The organism is Labedella populi, assembly GCF_004078655.1.
In the GTDB taxonomy this organism is placed as follows: Bacteria; Actinomycetota; Actinomycetes; order Actinomycetales; family Microbacteriaceae; genus Labedella; species Labedella populi.
On record NZ_RZNC01000002.1, the window covers coordinates 230,551 to 249,150 of the forward strand.

The window sequence follows — 18,600 nt, forward strand, 5'->3', positions numbered from 1 at the left end:
CGACATCGTCGGGAAGCGCGCCGGCGGCTGTTCCCCCGCGGGTCCTCCTCCTGTGGTGCCCGGATTGGCCCGTGATCGCGGCGGCGGAGGCCGCCGGGCTGCCGCCGTCCGCTCCGCTCGCCCTCGTCGTGAAGGGCGAGATCTTCGCGTGCTCGGCATCGGCGCGGCGGGAGGGCGTCGCGCGCGGGCTCCGGGTGCGAGAGGCGCAAGCGCGCTGCCCGGGACTCATGGTGCTCCCGTACGACGCCGACCTCGACCACCGCGCCTTCGAACCGGTCATCTCGGCGGTCGAGGCGATCGTGCCCGGCGCCCAGCTCGTGCGCCCCGGCACCCTCGCGGTCAAGGCGCGCGGTCCGAGCCGGTACTACGGCGGCGAGGTGGAGGCCGCGGAAGCAGTGCTCGATGTCGTGGCCGCCGCTCACCCGGCAGGACAAAGGACCGACGGCGCCGACGGCGTCGTGCCGCCGGGGGTGATCGCGCGCGTGGGCGTCGCGGACTCCCTCTTCGCCGCCGAGCAGCTCGCGAAGGCGCGCATGCGTGGTCCGGAAGACGTCGTGCGCGTCGTCCCACCCGGTCGCACGCGCGAGTTCCTCGCGCCGTTGCCGCTCTCGGTGCTCGAGCGCCCCGAGCTCACGACGGTGCTCCGTCGCCTCGGAATCGACACGCTCGGGCACTTCGCCGCCCTCGACGCGGTCGAGGTGCGTGATCGCTTCGGCGAGGACGGCGAGCGGCTGCACGCACTCTCGTCCGGTCGGGACCCGCGCGACGTCGAGACGCGGACCCCGCCGCCGGACCTCGGGGGCGAGATCGTCTTCGAGACCGCCCTCGACCGGGTCGACCAGATCGCGTTCGCCTTCCGCCAGGTCGCCGACGACATCGTCGGCCGCTTGCGCGCCGCGACGCTCGTCACGACGGCGATCCGCGTCGAGATCGGACTCGAGGACGTGGGGGTGCGCGAGCGGTCCTGGCTGCACCCGCGCTGGTTCACGGCGTCCGACATCGTCGACCGGGTGCGCTGGCAGATCCAGGGCAACGGACGAACGGAGGGACTCGAAGCGGCGGTCGAGAGCATCCGCGTCGAGCCCGAGAGCGTCGACGCCATGTCGCGTCACGAGCAGGGGCTCTGGGGCACGGGCTCCGACGAGCGTGTGCATCACGGGCTCTCGCGTGTGCAGAGCATGGTCGGTCACGACGGTGTGCTCACCGCGCGCCTCACGGGGGGCCGCATGCCCGGGCAGCGTCAGGTGCTCGTGCCGTGGGGCGACCGCCCGCCGGGTGGGGAGAAGGCCGTCGCCGAGTCGGTGACGCTGCCGTGGCCGGGGGCGATCCCGGGGCCGGCTCCGAGTGTCGTCTTCCCCGAACCTCGCCCCGTCGTCGTCATCGGGCCGGACGGTCTCTCCGTCGAGGTCGACGATCGTGGCGCCTTCACCACGCCGCCCGTGCGTTTCGGGATCGGCGAGAAGCCGGAGCGCACATCACCCGTGAGCGCGTGGGCCGGTCCCTGGCCCGTCTCGGAGCGGTGGTGGGACAGCGCGGCGCGGAGCCTGCAGCGCGTGCAACTCGTCGACGAGGCCGGCCGGGCGTGGCTGCTCGTGCTCGTCGCCCACCGCTGGTGGGCCGAGGCGGTGTACGACTGATGGGCTACAGCAACCCGCCGATCCCGTGGTCGGAGTTCGAGAAGCAACTGTCGGACCGCCGCCCCGGCACGCCGCCCGTCGGAGCGGATGGCGGCGACGCTCCGGCATGGTCGAGGAAGCGCTCGCCGTACGTCCCCGACGAGCCGCAGCCGCTCGAACCCGCCGGCCCACGCATCCCCTATGCCGAGCTGCACGCGCACTCGACGTTCAGTTTCCTCGACGGCGCATCGCCTCCCGAGAAGCTCGTCGAGGAGGCCGCGCGGCTGCGCCTCGATGCGATCGGGCTCACCGATCACGACGGGCTCTACGGGGTCGTGAGACTCGCGGAGGCGGCGGAGGCGCACAACGCCGCGCGCGGAGACGCCCCGGAACTCGGCACGGTGTTCGGGGCGGAACTGTCGCTCGGTCTCGGCGCCCCGCAGAACGGGGTACCCGATCCGGAGGGGCGGCACCTGCTCGTGCTCGCACGCGGGCAGGAAGGTTATCACCGGCTCGCCGCGGCCATCACGTCGGCGCAGCTCGCGGGGGGAGCGGAGAAGGGGCGTCCTGTGTACGACCTCGACGATCTCGCCTCGGCATCCGACGGCACGTGGCAGATCCTCACCGGCTGCCGCAAGGGCGCCGTCCGGCACGCGCTTCAGACGGAGGGACCGGAGGGCGCCGAGCGTGAGGTCCGCACGCTGCTCGACCTCTTCGGTCGCGACAACGTCGCCGTCGAGCTCATCGACCACGGCAACCCCGTCGACAGCACCGCGAACGATGCGCTCGCGCGGATCGCGGCCCGATTGCGGCTCCCCGTCCTCGCGACGGGCAACGTGCACTACGCGACCCCGCGCGAGTTCCCGGTCGCGACGGCGCTCGCCGCCGTGCGGGCACGGCGCAGCCTCGACGAACTCGACGGGTGGTTGCCGGCGGCCCCCACGGCGCACGTCCGCAGCGGAGCGGAGATGGCCGCGCGGTTCGCGCGCTACCCGGGCGCCGTCGAGCGCACCGTCGACTACGCCGCCGAGCTCGGCTTCCGCTTGCGCAGCCTCAAACCCGGACTGCCGAAGCAGGAGGTCCCCACCGGCCACACCCCCATGAGTTGGTTGCGTGAGCTCACCTGGCGCGGGGCCGAGCGGCTCTATCCGGACATGGACGAGGCGAAGCGCATCCGCATCGAACGTGAGCTCCAGGTGATCGAGGAGAAGGACTTCCCGGGCTACTTCCTCATCGTGCACGACATCGTGCAGTTCGCCCGGAAGCGCGGCATCCTCTGCCAGGGCCGGGGATCGGCGGCGAACTCCGCGGTCTGCTACCTCATCGACATCACGGCCGTCGACTCGATCCGCTACGGACTGCCGTTCGAACGCTTCCTCTCGAGCATGCGCGACGAGGAGCCCGACATCGACGTCGACTTCGACTCCGACCGCCGCGAGGAGGTCATCCAGTACGTCTACGAGAAGTACGGCCGCTTCAACGCCGCGCAAGTCGCGAACGTCATCACCTACCGCCCGAAGGGCGCCGTACGCGACATGGCGAAAGCGCTCGGGCACAGTCCCGGCCAGCAGGACGCGTGGTCCCGCCAGGTCGAACGGTGGGGAGCCCTCACCTCGACGGAGGACCACGACATCCCGGACGCCGTGATCGGTCTCGCGCACGAGGTCATGGGCTTCCCCCGGCACCTCGGTATCCACTCGGGCGGCATGGTGCTCACCGATCGTCCGGTCGGCGAGGTGTGCCCCATCGAGAACGCACGCATGGAGAAGCGCACCGTCCTGCAGTGGGACAAGGACGACTGCGCGTGGATGGGACTCGTGAAGTTCGACCTCCTCGGCCTCGGGATGCTCGCGGCCCTGCAGTACTCGTTCGACCTCGCCGCCGATCACTGCGGGGAGCGCTGGGACCTCCAGACGATGCCGAAGGAGGAGCCGGGCGTCTACGACCAGTTGTGCCGCGCCGACTCGATCGGCGTCTTCCAGGTGGAGAGCCGCGCCCAGATGGGCACACTGCCGCGACTGCTGCCGCGGCGGTTCTACGACCTCGTGATCGAGGTCGCGCTCGTACGCCCCGGCCCCATCCAGGGCGGCGCCGTGCACCCGTACATCCGGCGTCGCACGGGGGAGGAGGCCGTCGCCTACCTGCACCCGCTGCTCGAACCGGTGCTCGAGCGCACCCTCGGGGTCCCGCTCTTCCAGGAGCAGCTCATGCAGATGGCGATGACGGTCGGCGGGTGCACGGGTGAGGACGCGGACCTGCTCCGCCGGGCGATGGGGTCGAAGCGCGGCCAGGAGAAGATCGAGACCCTGCGCGAGAAGCTCTACGTCGGGATGGCCGGCAACGGCATCGTCGGGGACGACGCCGACACCATCTACTCGAAGATCCAGGCGTTCGCGAACTTCGGCTTCGCGGAGAGCCACTCGATCAGCTTCGCCCTGCTCGTCTACGCGAGTTCGTGGATGCGGCTGCACTACCCGGCTGCGTTCCTCGCCGCCCTCCTCCGAGCGCAGCCGATGGGCTTCTACTCGCCGCAGAGCCTCGTCGCCGACGCACGCGCGCACGGCGTGACGGTGCTGCGCCCCGACATCCTGCTCTCGGGGGTCGAGGCGGGGCTCGAACCGCTCGATCCCGATGTCGTCGGTCATACGGGACCCGATACGTGCGTCAGTGGCGAGCAGCCCCCGGTCGGTCCCTTCGACCGGGACGCCCCGTTCGACACGCGTGACCACCGGCGTGACGGTCACCACGCCGTCCGGCTCGGTCTCGCGGAGGTGGGGTCGCTCGGGAAGCGCAAGGCGGCGCAGATCGTCGCGGAACGTGAACGGGGTGGCCCGTTCCTCGACATGTCGGATCTCGCCCGCCGGGTGGGACTCACGACGCCGCAGCTCGAGGCTCTCGCCGCCGCCGGTGCCTTCGAGGGATTCGGCGAGTCTCGGCGCTCGTCGATGTGGGGTGCCGCGCACGCCGCCGCCGAGCGTCCCGATCAGCTCGCGGGCACACAGGTCACGGTGCAACCGCCGCTGTTCGGCATGATGACCGACGCGGAGCGCCTCGTCGCCGACCTGTGGTCGACGGGGGTCTCTCCTGACGACCACCCCATGCGGCATCTGCGCTCGCCGCTCGACGAACGCGGCGTACTCCCGGTCGAAGCCCTCCGTACCGCAGAGCCCGGCCGGAGGATCGAGGTCGCTGGGGTCGTGACGCACCGGCAGCGCCCCGCGACCGCGAGCGGCATCACGTTCATGAACCTCGAAGACGAGTCGGGGCTCGTGAACGTCGTGTGCAGCGTCGGCGTCTGGGGGCGGTACCGTCGTGTCGCCCGGGAGGCCCCGGCGATGATCGTGCGGGGTGTGCTCGAACGCTCGCCCGACGGCGTCATCAACGTCGTGGCCGACCGGATGGAGTGGCTCACGATGGCCGCACGCACCACCTCCCGCGACTTCCACTGACCCGACATCCACTGACCCACAGAGCTACACCCGCACGAGGGCGCCATGTCCTCCTCCCGCCCTCGACACCGAACTGCCGCCTTCGGTGTCGCACCCTTCACCGTCAGCTCGCGGCGTCCACGTCATCGATCTTCCGCCGGAGCACGGCGCGCTCCCGATCGTTCCCGGCAAGGCGCGCGGCCGCGACGAACTCCGACCTCGCCTCCTCCGTCCGACCGAGCCGATGGAGCAGCTCGCCCCGCACACTCGGCAGCACGTGATATCCCGCAAGGGCGCCGGAGGCGACGAGACCATCGACGATCCGAAGAGCGGTGGCCGGTCCCTCCGACATCGACACGGCGACCGCGCGATTGAGCTCGACGACCGGTGAAGGGGCGAGTCGGCCGAGAGCTTCGTACAGGACCGAGATGCGCTCCCAATCCGTGTCCTCCGCGCGGAGAGCCGTCGCATGGCACTGCGCGATCGCCGCCTGCAGGCCGTAGTAGCCGCGCCCTCGACCGAGCGCGTCCTGGCGGGCGAGGGCCGCCGACCCGCGCGTGATCAACGTGTGGTCCCATCGCGATCTGTCCTGGTCAGGGAGGAGGATCGGCTCGCCGGCCGGCGTCGTCCGCGCACCGAAGCGCGACGCCTGGAACTCGAACAAGGCCACGATCCCGTGTACCTCGGGTTCGCGCGGCACCAACGAGGCGAGCGACCGAGCGAGCCGGAGCGCCTCCAGCGCGAGTTCCGGTCGCATCCACTCTTCACCGGCGCTCGCGGCGTAGCCTTCATTGAAGATCAGGTACAGCACCCCGAGAACGGAGGAGAGGCGCTCGGGGAATTCGGCGCGCTCCGGCACCTCGAACGGGACGCGGGCGGCGCTCAGCGTCTTCTTCGCACGGACGATCCGCTGCTGCACCGTCGCCGTGGGCACGAGGAAGGCGCGCGCGATCTCCTCGGAGGTGAGGCCCCCGACGACGCGCAGAGTTAGCGCCACGTGTTGTTCGCGGGCGAGGACGGGGTGGCAGGAGATGAAGATCAGCCGTAACACGTCGTCGTCGATCGTGTCGGGGTCCCACGGGGCCGCGTCCGGATCGAGTCCGTTCTCCAGGTCGTGCGCGATCGCCGCGTAGCGGTGGTCGAGTCGCTCCCGACGACGCCACGCGTCGATCGCCGTGCGCTTTCCGACGGCCGTGAGCCACGCGCCCGGATTCGCGGGCACGCCCTGGGCCGGCCATTGCCGGAGCGCGTCGACCAGGGCCTCCTGGGCGAGGTCCTCGGCGAGGCCGACATCGCCGACGTATCGGGCGAGGGTCGCGACGATCCGAGCGGACTCGATCCGCCAGACCGCCGCCACCCGGCGGCTCACCGCCTCCGCGTCGTCCATCGTCCGTCGTCTCGCTCGCCCCGGAGGGCCTAGTCGCCCTTCTTGGCCGACTCGGCCTTCTTCGCCGCCTCGGCGTCGGCGATCCACTGGGCCTCTTTCTGGATCCACTCGTTGTCCTGCGGAAAGTCCTCGAGCTCGGTCACACGACGCACTTCGAGCTTGGAGCCGGGTCCGAGAGGGCATCGGCTCGCCCACTCGATCGCCTCCTCCTTACTGGAGACCTGCAGGATCCAGAATCCGTTGAAGAGTTCCTTCGTCTCACCGTACGGGCCGTCGGTCACGACCGGGGGCTGCGACGAGAAGTCCACGACGACCCCCTCGGACGCGTCGGTGAGCCCTTCGCCCCCTGCCATGACGCCGGCGTCGATGAGCGACTCGTTGTAGCGGCCCATGCGCTCGATGACCTCTTCGAACGGGATGTCCTTAAAGGCCTCGACCGCTGCATCGTCCGACCGCATGATGAGCATGTACTTCATGGTGTTCTCCTTCGTCGATGAGGCCCGACGTGGGCCCTCACCTCTGCGTCGAACGTAGTGGACGCGGATCGACGGCCGGAGGAACTTTTTTCTCGGATTTCTCCGGCTATCGTGCGAGGGCGTCGAGCGCCGCGTCGATCGCCGTCTCGCCGGACAGGGCCGTGAACGTGACTCCCGCGAGGTCGCCGCGGTCGAGCACCGCCGCGATGACGTTCGCGACGTCGCCTCGGGGGATCGGCCCGCGGGTGTCCTCGAGAGGGAGGGTGACGGACCCGGAGCCCGCGTCGTCGGTGAGGCTGCCGGGGCGGATGATCGTCCAGTCGAGGTCGAGTCCGCGGACGCCCTCCTCCGCTTGACGCTTCGCCTCGAGATACACCCGGAACACCTCGTCCTCCACCTCGTCGAGTGGAGTGGTGACTCCGATGGAGGAGATGAGGACGTAGCGACGCACGCCCGCCGCGACGGCGGCCTTCCCGAGCAGAACGGCGGCGTCGCGATCGACGGTGAGCTTGCGGTCGGCGCCGCTGCCCGGCCCGGCGCCGGCGGCGAAGACGACGCCGTCGACGCCCTTGAGGGCCTCGGCGAGCGTGTCGACGTCGGTCTTTTCGAGGTCGAGCAGGATGTCGGTCGCCCCGTGGGCGTGCAGGTCGGTGCGCTGGTCCGGATTGCGGATGATGCCGCGGACGTCGTGGCCGGCGCTGGACAGCGTGCGGGAGAGGAGCAGGGCGATCTTGCCGTGTCCGCCCGCGATTGCGAAGGTAGCCATGGCGCGATCCTACGTCGCACGAGCGACGGTGCCGAGGGGGTCGCGCACGACGTGGCACCCGTGCCACGGCATCCGGTCAGCGACCGGCGGCGTAGCCCTGCATGCCGCGGGGATTGGCGGCGGCGGAGAGTTCGCCGGTGTCGGGATCCCGGCGTACGCTCGACAACCGCCCGAGCGACCACCCTCCGACCCGAGAGACGATGTGCCCGCGCGACCGCAGGTCGTCCACGAGATCGTCCGGAATACGATCCTCGACGACGAGGCCGCCCGGCTCCCACACGCGTGGCCAGAAGGAACTGACGTGCGAGGTCGTGTGGAAAGCCGGGGCGTCGATGGCCCGCTGCTGGCTGTAACCGAAGACGATGGTCCGGAGCAGGTAGAGCAACTGCCACTGGTCCTGCTGGTCGCCGCCCGGTGTGCCGAGCGCCTCGACGCCCGCGCCGTCCCGCAGCAGCATCGTCGGCGACAGCGTCGACCGCGGGCGCCGTCCGGGACGCAGCGCGGACGGCGATGCGTCGTCGAGCCACGTCATCTGGAGGCGCGTGCCGAGGCAGAAGCCGAGCTCCGGGATGGTCGGCGAGGACTGCAGCCAGCCGCCCGACGGCGTCGCCGAGACGAGGCCGCCCCAGCGGTCGACCACGTCGATGTGACACGTGTCGCCGCGAGTGTAGCCGGATGCATCCTCGTCCGGCACGATCGCGTCGTCCGAGCGCACCGTCGGCTCGCCCGTTCCCGCCGCTCGGGCGCTCTCAGGGGCAGCCGTCACGGACGGCACCACCCATGCGGAGCGTCCGGGGACCGCGCCCGGACGCAGGTCGTGTGATGCGGAATCCGTGATGAGGGCACGGCGTTCGGCAGCGTACTCGGGGGAGAGCAGACGATCGAGCGGCACGGTCCCGGCCTCGGCGGGGTCGCCGTACCAGGCGTCGCGGTCGGCGAGGGCGAGCTTCAACGCCTCCGCGATCGTGTGCACGCCCTCGGCCGTGTCCGGATCGAGCCGCTCGTCGGGGAACCCGTCGAGGATCGCGAGGGCCTGCAAGAGGACGGGACCTTGCGCCCACGGCCCCGTCTTCGCGACGTCCACGCCGCGGAAGCGGAACACCGTGGGAGCCTCGTAGCCCGCATCGAAGGCGGCGAGGTCGGCGACGGTGAGGACCCCGGCGTGGTCCGTGCCGCTCGAGTGCCGATGCGGCGTCTCGACGAATCGGGCGATCGATTCCGCGACGAAGCCCTGCGCCCATTCTCGACGGGCCGCCTGGATGCGGCCGTCTCGCGTCGTCGCCGCCCCTCCTGCGGCAATGAGGCGCTCGAGCACGTCCGCCCACGCGGCATACGTGATGACCTCGCCCGCGCGGGGCGCCCGACCGCCGCGCAGCCAAAGCGCCGCCGACCCCGCCCAGTGCTCCCGGAAGTGCCCGCTCATCCGGTCGATGGTGCGCGCCGCCGTGGCACTGATGGCGTGGCCGGTGCGCGCGTAGTGCAACGCGAACGAGAGCACGTCGGTGAGCTCCATCGAGCCGTGGTCCTCGAGCAGCCGAAGCCACGCCATGACCGACCCGGGCACTGCTGCGGCGAGGGCGCCGGCGCCGGGCACCTCTGCGAGACCCTCGCCGACGTAGTGCTCGATCGTCGCCCCTTTCGGAGCGGGGCCCTGCCCCACGAGGACACGCGGCTCCTGGTCGGCGACGGCGACGATGGCGTTCATGTCGCCGCCCGGGCCGTTCAGATGCGGCTCGACGAGGTGGAGGACGAATCCCGCTGCGACGGCGGCATCGGCCGCGTTACCGCCGCGCTCGAGGACGGCCTGTCCGCTCGCCGTGGCGAGCCAGTGCGTCGAGGCCACCATCCCGAAGGAACCGCGGAGAGTGGGGCGGGTGGTGAAGGCGTCCTCGTCGGGGGAGGTCATGGCGTGGGCGTCTTTCCTGTCGAGCGTCGTGATCCGAGCGTCATGATCCGCGGGGCGACGGTGCCCCTAGTCGAGCACGTTGCTCGCGAGGCACGTCACCGTGCCGAACTCGCCGTCCGACGTGTCCTCGGCGACGACCTCACCGTCCACCGTGATCGTGCAGGAGATCTCTCCGGTGTCCTCCGCGCCGTTCGTCGCTGTGACGCTGAAGGTGGAGAAGTCGAAGTCTCCGCCGATCGTCGCACCGAACTCCTCGGTCCAGGGGAGCGTCTCTCCCTCGCTCGTCTGGACATCGCTGTCGGCGCCGTCGGAGAAGGTGAAGTAGACGATCGAGACGTCCGTGCCGTCGCCCGAGACCTCGTAGACGACCTCGACGTCGCGCTGTTCACTCGAGCCGTCCGACGGGAAGGCGGAGGAGTCGGGGAACCGCTCGGTCACGTCGTTGACGATCCAGCTGGTGAAGCCGATCGTGTAGACCACGGCGAGGACCACGGACAGCACGAGGGCGATCGCGGAGACGATGGTCCCGGCGATCGCGAGGCCCTTCGTCCGGTTCTTGAGCACGAGTCCGACGATGCCGAGGACGAGACCGACGAGAGCGATGATCCCGCTGCCGTAGTTGACGACGGGGACGAAGGAGAGGACGAGCGCGACGCCGCCGACGATGAGGGCGGCGAGCCCGAAGCCGTTCTTCCCGGGCGCTCCGTTCGTGTCGGCGCCGCTCGGCGGATACGGCGGCTGCGACCCGGAACCGGACGAGGAGGGGGACCCGTACCCGGGCTGCGCTCCGTACCCGGGCTGAGCCCCGTACCCGGGCTGAGCTCCGTACCCGGGCTGAGCTCCGTACCCGGGAGGGGATCCGTAGGGCTGCGATCCATACGGCGGCGGGGCCGACGGGCCGGGAGTCGCGAACGGCTCCGCCGGGCCGGGCTGTTCGTTCCGCGGTGCGCCGTCCGGGGACTCGGGCGTCGACGGGTTCGGGTCGGAGGGATCGTTCGGCGTGGACATGTATCGAGTCTCCCAGAGAGTCCTTCGCGACGCACCGGCTGGACTCGAGGACGTCCACGCTCCCGCCCCGATTTCGTCACTCCGGCCGGCGGCCCTATCGTCGGCATGTGGCCACCTCCGATGCGACTCAGCCCGTCGGATCGCCCGTCGCTGCAGCGGGCCTCGTGCTGCTCGGGCTCGCCCTGCAGGAGGTCGGCGCATCGATCGCGGTGTTGCTGTTCCCGCAGACGGGCGCTGCCGGCATGGTCACCCTCCGGCTCGTCCTCTCCGCCGCGGTGCTGCTCGTGCTCTGCCGTCCCCGCTGGCGGGGGCACGCCCACGGTGCCTGGATCACGGTCCTGGGGTTCGGCGTCGCGCTCGCCGCGATGAACCTCCTGTTCTACGAGGCGCTCGAGCGGTTGCCTCTCGGGGCGGCAGTCACGATCGAGGTCGTCGGACCGCTCATCCTCTCGGTCGTCGTCGGGCGACGCGCGAGCGGCTGGGTGTGGGCGGTGCTCGCCCTCGTGGGAGTCGTGCTGCTCGGGCGAGGAGGGCTGACCGAGCTCGATCCCCTCGGGGTCGTCTTCGCGGCCGGGGCCGGCGCGATGTGGGCGGCGTACATCCTGCTGTCGGCGCGGACGTCACGCGCCTTCGCCCGCCTCGACGGACTCGCGATCGCGATGTCGGTCGGCGCCGTTCTCGTCGTGCCGTTCGGTGTGGCGAGCGCCGGCGCGGTTCTCCTCCAGCCGTCGGTCCTCGGCTTGGGTCTCGCGGTCGCGCTGCTGTCCTCGACCATCCCGTACGCCCTCGAGCTCCGCGCATTGCGCTCGCTGCCCGCCGCGGCGTTCTCGATCCTCATGAGTCTCGCCCCGGCGATCGCCGCGACAGCCGGGCTTCTCATCCTCGGTCAGCGGCTCGGCCCGCTGCAGCTCGTCGCGATCGGGCTCGTCGTGATCGCGAGCGCCGGGGCGGTTCTCAGCAACCGTCGAGCGCGCGGAATCGCGGAGCCGGCGGCCGCCGCGTCGTGAGGCGTTCCGCCGAACGCGGTCAGCTCGCGAGCCGCTCCGGTTCGACGGCGTCGCTCCGCTCCGAGGCGATCGCCGAGAAAAGTCGGCCGAAGCGCAGCATCGCGAGTTGCATGAGGAAGCGGAATCCCTGGACGAGGCTCGCCTTGGATTCGCCGCCGAAGCGCTCTGCGAAGTCGACGGGGATCTCACCCTGATGGCGTCCAGCAACCACCCGCGCGCCCGGACTCGGCGTCACCGAGCATCCCTCACCCCCGGCTCGCGGGGGCCGACGACTCGCCGGCCCTGCTCCTCGGCGGGCTACGCCGCCCGTTCGACGGACGCGGCACGCGATTCGCCGCGCCGGACCGCGTCCTCGATCACGAGGGACAGTCGATTCCGTGCGGTCGTCAGTTCTGCGATCTGCTCGTCGATCCGCCGGCGCTCGCCGTCGAGCATCTCGCGCTGCTCTCGCGTCGTCGTTCCGGAGCGCATACACGGCATCATCTCGAGGATGCGGCGACTCGAGAGTCCGGCGGCCAGGAAGACGCGGATGAGGTGCACATAGTCGAGGGCGTCCTCCGTGTAGAGGCGCTGGCCGCTCGGCGTGCGCTCCGACCGCAGGAGTCCTTGCGCCTCGTAGTAGCGGAGGGAGCGGACGCTCGCGCCCGTCCGTTCCGAGAGCTCTCCGATGCGCATCCTGCTCCTCACTTGACCCTGACACTGGTGTCAGCTTCTACCGTAGGGGAGTCAGTCTTCGAAAGGACCCATGTCATGGACATCAGCACTTCCGTCGCCCTCGTCACGGGAGCCAACCGCGGTATCGGTCGCGAGTTCGCCCGCGTGCTCGTCGAACGCGGCGCCACCGTGTACGCCACCGCGCGTCGCCCTGAGTCGATCGACCTCGAGGGTGCCCGGCCGCTCCGGCTCGACATCACCGATCCCGACAGCGTCGCCGCGGCGGCGGCGGTCGCGACCGACGTGACCCTCCTCATCAACAACGCGGGCATCACGACAGGGAACGACCTCGTCTCGGGCGACCTCGAGAGGATCCGCCTCGAACTCGACACGCACTTCTGGGGCACGCTCTCGATGGTCCGGGCGTTCGCTCCGGTGCTCGCCGCGAACGGCGGCGGTGCGATCGCGAACGTGCTCTCGGCGCTCTCATGGTTCACCGCTCCGGGCGCCGGCGCCTACCACGTGGGCAAGGCCGCCGAGTGGGCTCTCACGAACAGCGTGCGCGGGGAACTCGCCGGTCGGGGCACCACCGTCACGGGCATCCACCTCGGTGCGGCCGATACCGACATGATGCGCGGCTACGACGGCCCCAAGTCGTCGACGAGCGAGGTCGTCGAGGCGGCCCTCGCGGGGATCGAGGCGGGATCGGCCGAAGTGCTCGTCGACGACTGGTCGCGGTTCATCAAGTCCGGGTTGACGGCCGAGCCGGAGACGTTCTACGCGAGCATTCGCGCCGCGTCAGCCGGCTGACGCCACCGGGTGGTGGCCCGAACCGCGTGAGGGCTGCGCGGACGGGCACTTTGCGTACGCAACGGACATCCGCGGGTGGAATCTCACCCGCGGACGTCCGTTGCGTACGCAATCACGAGGGGATGACCGTGTGACTGTCGGTCGATGACGTGACAGGGGGTCCCGAAGGGCGCCCGACGCGCTCTCCCGGACCCCCTCCGCCGCTTCAGGTGTGGCGGGACGACAAGGGGGTCAGAGCCGACCGCGCCCTCAGTCACGACCACGAGCGTAGGCAAGGCGAGCAGGGCTCGCTTTCGGCGTTTACGGCGGGACGTGATTCCCGGTAGAGAGGAAGGCTCACCGTCACGCTCCGCGGGCCTGCATGAGGCTCGCGAGCAGCTCCGGGCCACGGCGTTCGAGGAGGGCGCCGCCCTGACGAATGCCGACGAGCATGAACACGGTGCCGAGCACGATCCCGACCACGAGGGCCGCGACTCCGAGGATCACGTTGCCCGTGACGACGGCCGCGATCCCGAGCGCCAGCTCGGGTGCGGCGAGCCCGAAGACCACGAGCCACGCCGCGTACATCCCGAGTTGCGACGTGAACGTCGATCCCGGCGGGGTCTTGAACGGGCTCTCGCCCGCGGCGGGCACGGGCAGGAGGAAGCGCGCTGACGCGATGCTCGAAACCCCGAAGCCCGTGAGCAGGAGGCCGAGCCCGATGCCGAGGAGCGCCGGGATCTCGTCGCCACGCCCGAGCACGAGGAGCGGGACCACGGTCGCGACGACCACGAGCGGGACGGCGATGAGTCCGAGCGTGACGACGCGGCCGGCGCGATCGGCGACGCCGCTCACTCCGCTCGACAGATGCGAGGCGAACGCGGTGCCGTCGTAGGACACTTCGGCGCAGAGGGTGATCGCGAGGGTCGCGGCGATGATCGGACCGAGTGCCGACAGGAACCAGTCGGAGCCGGTGAATGCGAGGAAGACCGCGATCACGGCGAGGAGCGGCAGCATGATGAGGGATCCGCCATAGCGCGGATCCCGCATCCAGTAGACGGTCGTGCGGGCTGCGACGGCGCCGGTCGGGGTCGCCGGGTACCACGCGAACGGGCCGAGTCCCTTCGCCGAACCCGATCCGCTCGACGTCCGAGCGGGCGTGACGAGCAGGGTCGCGAGGCTGTGCCGCCAGAGCAGCAGGAGGACGGCGAGGGTGGCCACCGCGATGCCGGCCTTCGCGAGCGCCTCGAGCGGGCGTTCGAGCGCGAGATCGCCCGGGATGGACCACGCGGCGCCGAGTGGCGTCCAGGACACTCCTCGTGCGATCCCCGGGAGATCCTCCGACAGCGTCGCGATCGACGACCCGGCGATGCCGATGATGGGCCCGAGCAGGATGAGCGGCACGAAGACGAGCACGCCCATGACCTCGCGGTAACGACGACCGGCGGCGAGGGACGCCCCCACGGACTCGAAGGCCCGCGACGCCGTGACGCACGTCGCGACGCCGAGGACGGCGGCGAACGGAGCGGCGATGAGGGCGACCGGCTCGCCGATCCAACTGAGGGTCGTCGACAGCCCCGCGACGAGCGTCACGAGCCCGGGCACGCCGAGCAGTCCCACGACGAGGAGGGCGACGAGCAGGCGACGGGGCGGGAGGGGGAAGATGCGGAGCTTCTCGACGCTGAGCGACTGGTCCATCCCCCGCAGGAGCAGTGGGATCACGATCCAGCCGAGCACCGCGGCGGCACCGGCGATGACCGACACCGTCCATACCCACAGCGGCTCCGTGAACGACAGCGCGATCATGCCGATCACGAGGCCGACGAGTACGAAAAGCCCCCACGCGGCGCCGATCACGGTGGACACGAGAGTCCAGGTACTGCGGGTGAAGCCGTTGAGGAGGAGCCGGAACCGGAGCCTCAGGAGGTGCGCAACCACGAGGGTCCCTCCGAGTGGTGGCGGCCGCCGACGAGCTCGACGAAGCGGTCCTCGAGCGTCGAGCCCGCCCGGACCTCGTCCGTCGTCCCCGCCGCGAGCTGGCGTCCCGAGCCGATGATCGCGACGTGGTCGCACATGCGTTGCACGAGGTCCATCGAGTGGCTCGAGACGATCACCGTGCCGCCGCCGTGGACGTATCCGGCGAGCAGGTCACGGATGTTCGCCGCCGATACGGGGTCGACGGACTCGAACGGCTCGTCGAGCACGAGGAGGCGTGGGGCGTGCACGAGCGCAGCACCGAGGGCGATCTTCTTCGTCATTCCCGCCGAGTAGTCGACGACGAGCGTGCCTCCCGCCGAGCGCAGGTCGAGGAGGTCGAGCAACTCGCCGGTACGTTGCGCGACGGTTTCACGATCCATCCCGTGGAGGAGCCCGTGGTACGTGATGAGTTGCTCACCCGTGAGCCGGTCGAAGAGCGCGATGCCGTCGCTCAGCACGCCGACGAGGGACTTCGCCTTGACGGTGTCGCGCCACACGTCGGTGCCGAGGATGTGGATCGTGCCGGCGTCCGGCCGTAGCAAGCCGGTCGCCATCGACAGTGTCGTCGTCTTCCCGGCCCCGTTGGGTCCGACGAGACCGTAGAACGACCCCGTCGGCACGGTGAGGTCGAGTCCGTCGACGGCGACCTTCGCACCGAAGGCCTTCCGCAACCCACGGATCTCGAGCGCGGGCACCGCGATCGGCGGTGCGGATCCGGGGGAGGGTGCGAGAGTCTCCGGCACGGCGGGATCGGGAACGACGGAGTCGGGAGCGGCATCGGTCATGTGTCCAGCGTAGGGATCGCCGCCGCCGCCCGCCTCCGTCGTCCGACGGAGAGTGCACACACACGCCGGGCTGGTCCCGTCACCAGCTGGAGCGCCCTCCCGAAACGTTGGCGCTCTAGCGGCTAGACCCTCCAGCACACTGCGGAGACACTAGCCCACGATGCCAGCTGCGATCTGTGACGCAGGAAGCTTATTGAGGTCTCGCTCCCACCGATCCTCCGCCCACCAGGCCGCCCCGGATCGAATGGCATCAATGCTCCAAGCGATCAGCGTCGAGAGGGACAGGAACTGATTCGATCCGAAAGTATCGCTGGTGCCGAAAAACGGAGTCGCGTATCGCATGGGCGCGGGATTGCCGGGCACATCACCACAGAACATGGCGAGCGACGTGTTCTCGCGCTCTAAACGGAGCCACCCGGCCGGCGCTCCCCAGCCCCACTCCTCCTCAGTCAGTTCTGAGAGCTGGGCTGCCGCTTCAGCATCACCGGCTCGTAGAAGTGCGTATGACTCCGTCGTCCATGCGGCCGACACGGGACTCATGAATGGGTATGGACGAGCGGGCGTGACGTGGGGTTCCCCCTCCGTCCACTCGAACCACACAAGGAGTTCGTCGGGAGCGCCTAGACCGACGTCACGAAGAAGAGCGGCCGTCTTGGCGCGAGCCGTTCCAGGGCGTTGAACAAGCGAAGGCTCTGGGAGTCGTGCGATCAGTTCGTCCTCGTACTGCGGCAGTAGCTCAGCCAGCAAGCCGGGCCCTGCATCCACAACCGACGGCCCCCAAGGCGTGTCGACGTAATCAAACACTCAGTCACCGCACCAGTAGCTCGTCGTCATGTAGGGCACAGGAACGACCAAAAAATCCCGTTCCGGAGCGCCACGCGGGTCGGACCCGAGCTTGCACTTCTTCGTCGCGAAGTTCCCGTAGTGGGTGCCCTGCAAGGAGTTGTGCGCGCTCGAGATGGACCTAAGGGACGGCTGCATTGCGCTCTGCCCGTTGGCGCCCCCCTGATCGGTTGCGAAGTACGGGAACTCGTCGCAAGAATTCCCCACGGGGCCAGTTGCGCACGGATGAGTGGAACTCCACCATGAGCGTGTGAATCCGTCCGCGAGCTTTTCCGCGTTGCTCGCATATGTCAGCACAAGCCAAGTCGGATGCGACTTGAGTGCCGCCATGTCATGATCAGTCGCTTGCTTAACATCACTGCCCGTCGCGAAGATCGGCATAGTGCTGCACGCGTCCTTCGGCAGTCCAGCCTCCGGAGCCAACACAATCTGTTTCTGGCACTGCCGAAGAATGGTCCTGATGTAGTCATCTTCCGACGCGCCGGTCCACGGCCCGGGTTCCGCGACCGGTGCGGGTATTGGCGGCAGCTTGGGCTTGGGGTCGGCCTGGCGGATCTTCTCGATTTGGTTTCGCTCCCACGTGGGGTTTGAGGGTGGGGGCGCCGAGGGGAGACGAAAGACATCCGGCTCCTCTGCTTCACGAACGCAGCTGAAAGACAGCACTGGTACGTGTTTGCACACCAATCCGTTCGGCGGGTTCTGAATGATCTCGTTTATCTCCGCCTCCGAGCTCGACCACGGGTAGCGCTGCAATGTGGTCTTATCCTGCGCGAGACCGGCGCCGACGAACATCGTCGCGAGCTGACTCGCTCCGTTGACCTCGATGAAGGCACGAACGAACGCTCCAAGCGATTTCCCGTTCTGCATAGCAGCGGTGCACTCGAGTTGCTGATCGTTGAGGCTTGAGGGATTCGTGTGCGTCCCGACGGGGAAAAGCTCGATGCAGGGTGCTGGCGAGGAAGCCAGTGCGAGCACCAGGGCGGTAACCGATTCGTCGATGCTGTAGCCGCCGGAGATGTCCATCGACACTGGGATCCACGCCCCGTAGGTGTTCGAGCCGAACACGCTATACGGGTCCGCAACAACGCGAAGAGCGTCAACGCCGGGTCCTGTCGCTTGTAACTGCAACTCGCCGCTGACCCGCGCCGTGAGGGGAAGAGCGCCTGTGTTGGCATTGACGCTTGAGCTCGGCAAGCTGGTGACGGCGTTGGTGCCCTTAGTTCTTGCCTCTACGCGAACTGTGCAGTTGCCTGAGCACTGAGCTCCGGGCCACTGATGGTACCGAGCGAGAATTGTGAGGTCGAATGTGATGCGAGACCCGTCCTGAGACCGCAAGAATGTGTCAACAGCAGCGGATAGATACGGACCTGCTGGGTAGGACGTGTCATCGATGAAGACGTCGTTGCTGACGATGCCCATCGGTGAGGTGTAGAGCCCGTTCCGTATGTATACGCGGAGGCTGCGAACCTCACTCACGATCGAAGTGGTCTCGAAAGAGAGGTTCATGTTGAGACCGCCCGCGGCGTCCCGAGGGTGATCCTGAATGTAGATCGAGTGGATCTGAGACCCCGACGACTCCACCTCGAGTTCGCAGTATGAGCCTCGGCAGATGTAGCCCGAACCGGAGAAGATCTTCGTCCCCACAATCGACATATCGATTGCCACTTGGCCGGTTCGCAAGTCCCTGTCGAACGAGTTGACGGCAATCGTGAGGGTCGGTGCTGCTTCCGCAGCTGCGGCAGGCGTTCCCACTAGGCCAGCGAGTACGATGCCCGCCGTCATGGCCAGCCCAACGAGTCTCCGCACATCGATCCCCTCGTCAGCAGACGATCCGACCGTATCGATGTACGAACGCACGATGGCATCCCCCATCAGAGTGCCAACAATGACCAACTCTGGCGATAGGCAGGCGGGGGCTGGTCGGAGAACTCTGAGCCGTCCCCGCTCATTCGAGTTGT

At 69.4% G+C, this 18,600-nt stretch carries 14 protein-coding genes; 4 read left to right on the plus strand and 10 right to left on the minus strand.

Annotated features, from left to right (window positions below):
* Nucleotides 1-71 precede the first annotated feature (71 nt).
* Complete coding sequence (locus tag ELQ92_RS06725) at nucleotides 72-1,637, plus strand: DNA polymerase Y family protein (protein ID WP_341811091.1); 1,566 nt, start codon at nucleotides 72-74, stop codon at nucleotides 1,635-1,637.
* Complete coding sequence (locus tag ELQ92_RS06730) at nucleotides 1,637-5,065, plus strand: error-prone DNA polymerase (protein WP_128498235.1); 3,429 nt, start codon at nucleotides 1,637-1,639, stop codon at nucleotides 5,063-5,065. The genes ELQ92_RS06725 and ELQ92_RS06730 overlap by 1 nt, the downstream gene beginning before the upstream one ends.
* 103 nt (nucleotides 5,066-5,168) lie before the next feature.
* Here ELQ92_RS06730 and ELQ92_RS06735 read toward each other — a convergent pair whose 3' ends face one another.
* The 5 genes from ELQ92_RS06735 to ELQ92_RS06755 form a co-directional block, all read right to left on the minus strand.
* Entirely contained in the window at nucleotides 5,169-6,431 is a 1,263-nt protein-coding gene (locus ELQ92_RS06735) for an RNA polymerase sigma factor (protein WP_128498236.1), read from the minus strand.
* A gap of 29 nt (nucleotides 6,432-6,460) precedes the next feature.
* A complete protein-coding gene (locus ELQ92_RS06740; RefSeq protein WP_128498237.1) occupies nucleotides 6,461-6,907 on the minus strand; it encodes a YciI family protein in 447 nt (148 codons plus the stop codon).
* Nucleotides 6,908-7,013: 106 nt separating this feature from the next.
* Entirely contained in the window at nucleotides 7,014-7,673 is a 660-nt protein-coding gene (locus ELQ92_RS06745; protein WP_128498238.1) for an SDR family oxidoreductase, read from the minus strand.
* 76 nt (nucleotides 7,674-7,749) lie between these two features.
* Complete coding sequence (locus ELQ92_RS06750; RefSeq protein ID WP_128498239.1) at nucleotides 7,750-9,579, minus strand: gamma-glutamyltransferase family protein; 1,830 nt, start codon at nucleotides 9,577-9,579, stop codon at nucleotides 7,750-7,752.
* 66 nt (nucleotides 9,580-9,645) lie between these two features.
* A complete protein-coding gene (locus ELQ92_RS06755; RefSeq protein ID WP_128498240.1) occupies nucleotides 9,646-10,587 on the minus strand; it encodes an MmpS family transport accessory protein in 942 nt (313 codons plus the stop codon).
* Between the two features lie 107 nt (nucleotides 10,588-10,694).
* On the opposite strand from ELQ92_RS06755, the gene ELQ92_RS06760 reads away from it, so the two are divergent.
* Nucleotides 10,695-11,594 carry an EamA family transporter gene (locus ELQ92_RS06760; protein ID WP_243694909.1) on the plus strand — a complete coding sequence of 300 codons (900 nt, stop codon included), beginning with the start codon at nucleotides 10,695-10,697 and terminating at the stop codon, nucleotides 11,592-11,594.
* 19 nt (nucleotides 11,595-11,613) lie between these two features.
* On the opposite strand, the gene ELQ92_RS06765 is transcribed toward ELQ92_RS06760, so the two are convergent.
* Both ELQ92_RS06765 and ELQ92_RS06770 read right to left on the minus strand, forming a co-directional pair.
* Entirely contained in the window at nucleotides 11,614-11,829 is a 216-nt protein-coding gene (locus ELQ92_RS06765) for a hypothetical protein (protein ID WP_128498241.1), read from the minus strand.
* 62 nt (nucleotides 11,830-11,891) lie between these two features.
* Nucleotides 11,892-12,269, minus strand: coding sequence for a MerR family transcriptional regulator (locus ELQ92_RS06770; RefSeq protein WP_128498242.1), 378 nt, complete (start codon nucleotides 12,267-12,269; stop codon nucleotides 11,892-11,894).
* Between the two features lie 75 nt (nucleotides 12,270-12,344).
* Between ELQ92_RS06770 and ELQ92_RS06775 the strand changes: the two genes are divergently transcribed.
* Entirely contained in the window at nucleotides 12,345-13,058 is a 714-nt protein-coding gene (locus ELQ92_RS06775) for an SDR family oxidoreductase (protein ID WP_128498243.1), read from the plus strand.
* Nucleotides 13,059-13,400: 342 nt separating this feature from the next.
* On the opposite strand, the gene ELQ92_RS06780 is transcribed toward ELQ92_RS06775, so the two are convergent.
* From ELQ92_RS06780 to ELQ92_RS06790, 3 genes are all read right to left on the minus strand, one after another.
* Entirely contained in the window at nucleotides 13,401-14,975 is a 1,575-nt protein-coding gene (locus ELQ92_RS06780; RefSeq protein ID WP_128498244.1) for a transporter, read from the minus strand.
* The gene (locus ELQ92_RS06785; RefSeq protein WP_128498245.1) at nucleotides 14,957-15,799 is read right to left on the minus strand and encodes an ABC transporter ATP-binding protein; all 843 of its coding nucleotides are present in this window, start codon (nucleotides 15,797-15,799) and stop codon (nucleotides 14,957-14,959) included. Before ELQ92_RS06785 ends, ELQ92_RS06780 begins: the two co-directional genes overlap by 19 nt.
* Before the next feature lie 804 nt (nucleotides 15,800-16,603).
* On the minus strand, nucleotides 16,604-18,499 hold the full coding sequence (locus ELQ92_RS06790) for a NucA/NucB deoxyribonuclease domain-containing protein (protein WP_128498246.1): 1,896 nt from the start codon (nucleotides 18,497-18,499) through the stop codon (nucleotides 16,604-16,606).
* Nucleotides 18,500-18,600 lie beyond the last annotated feature (101 nt).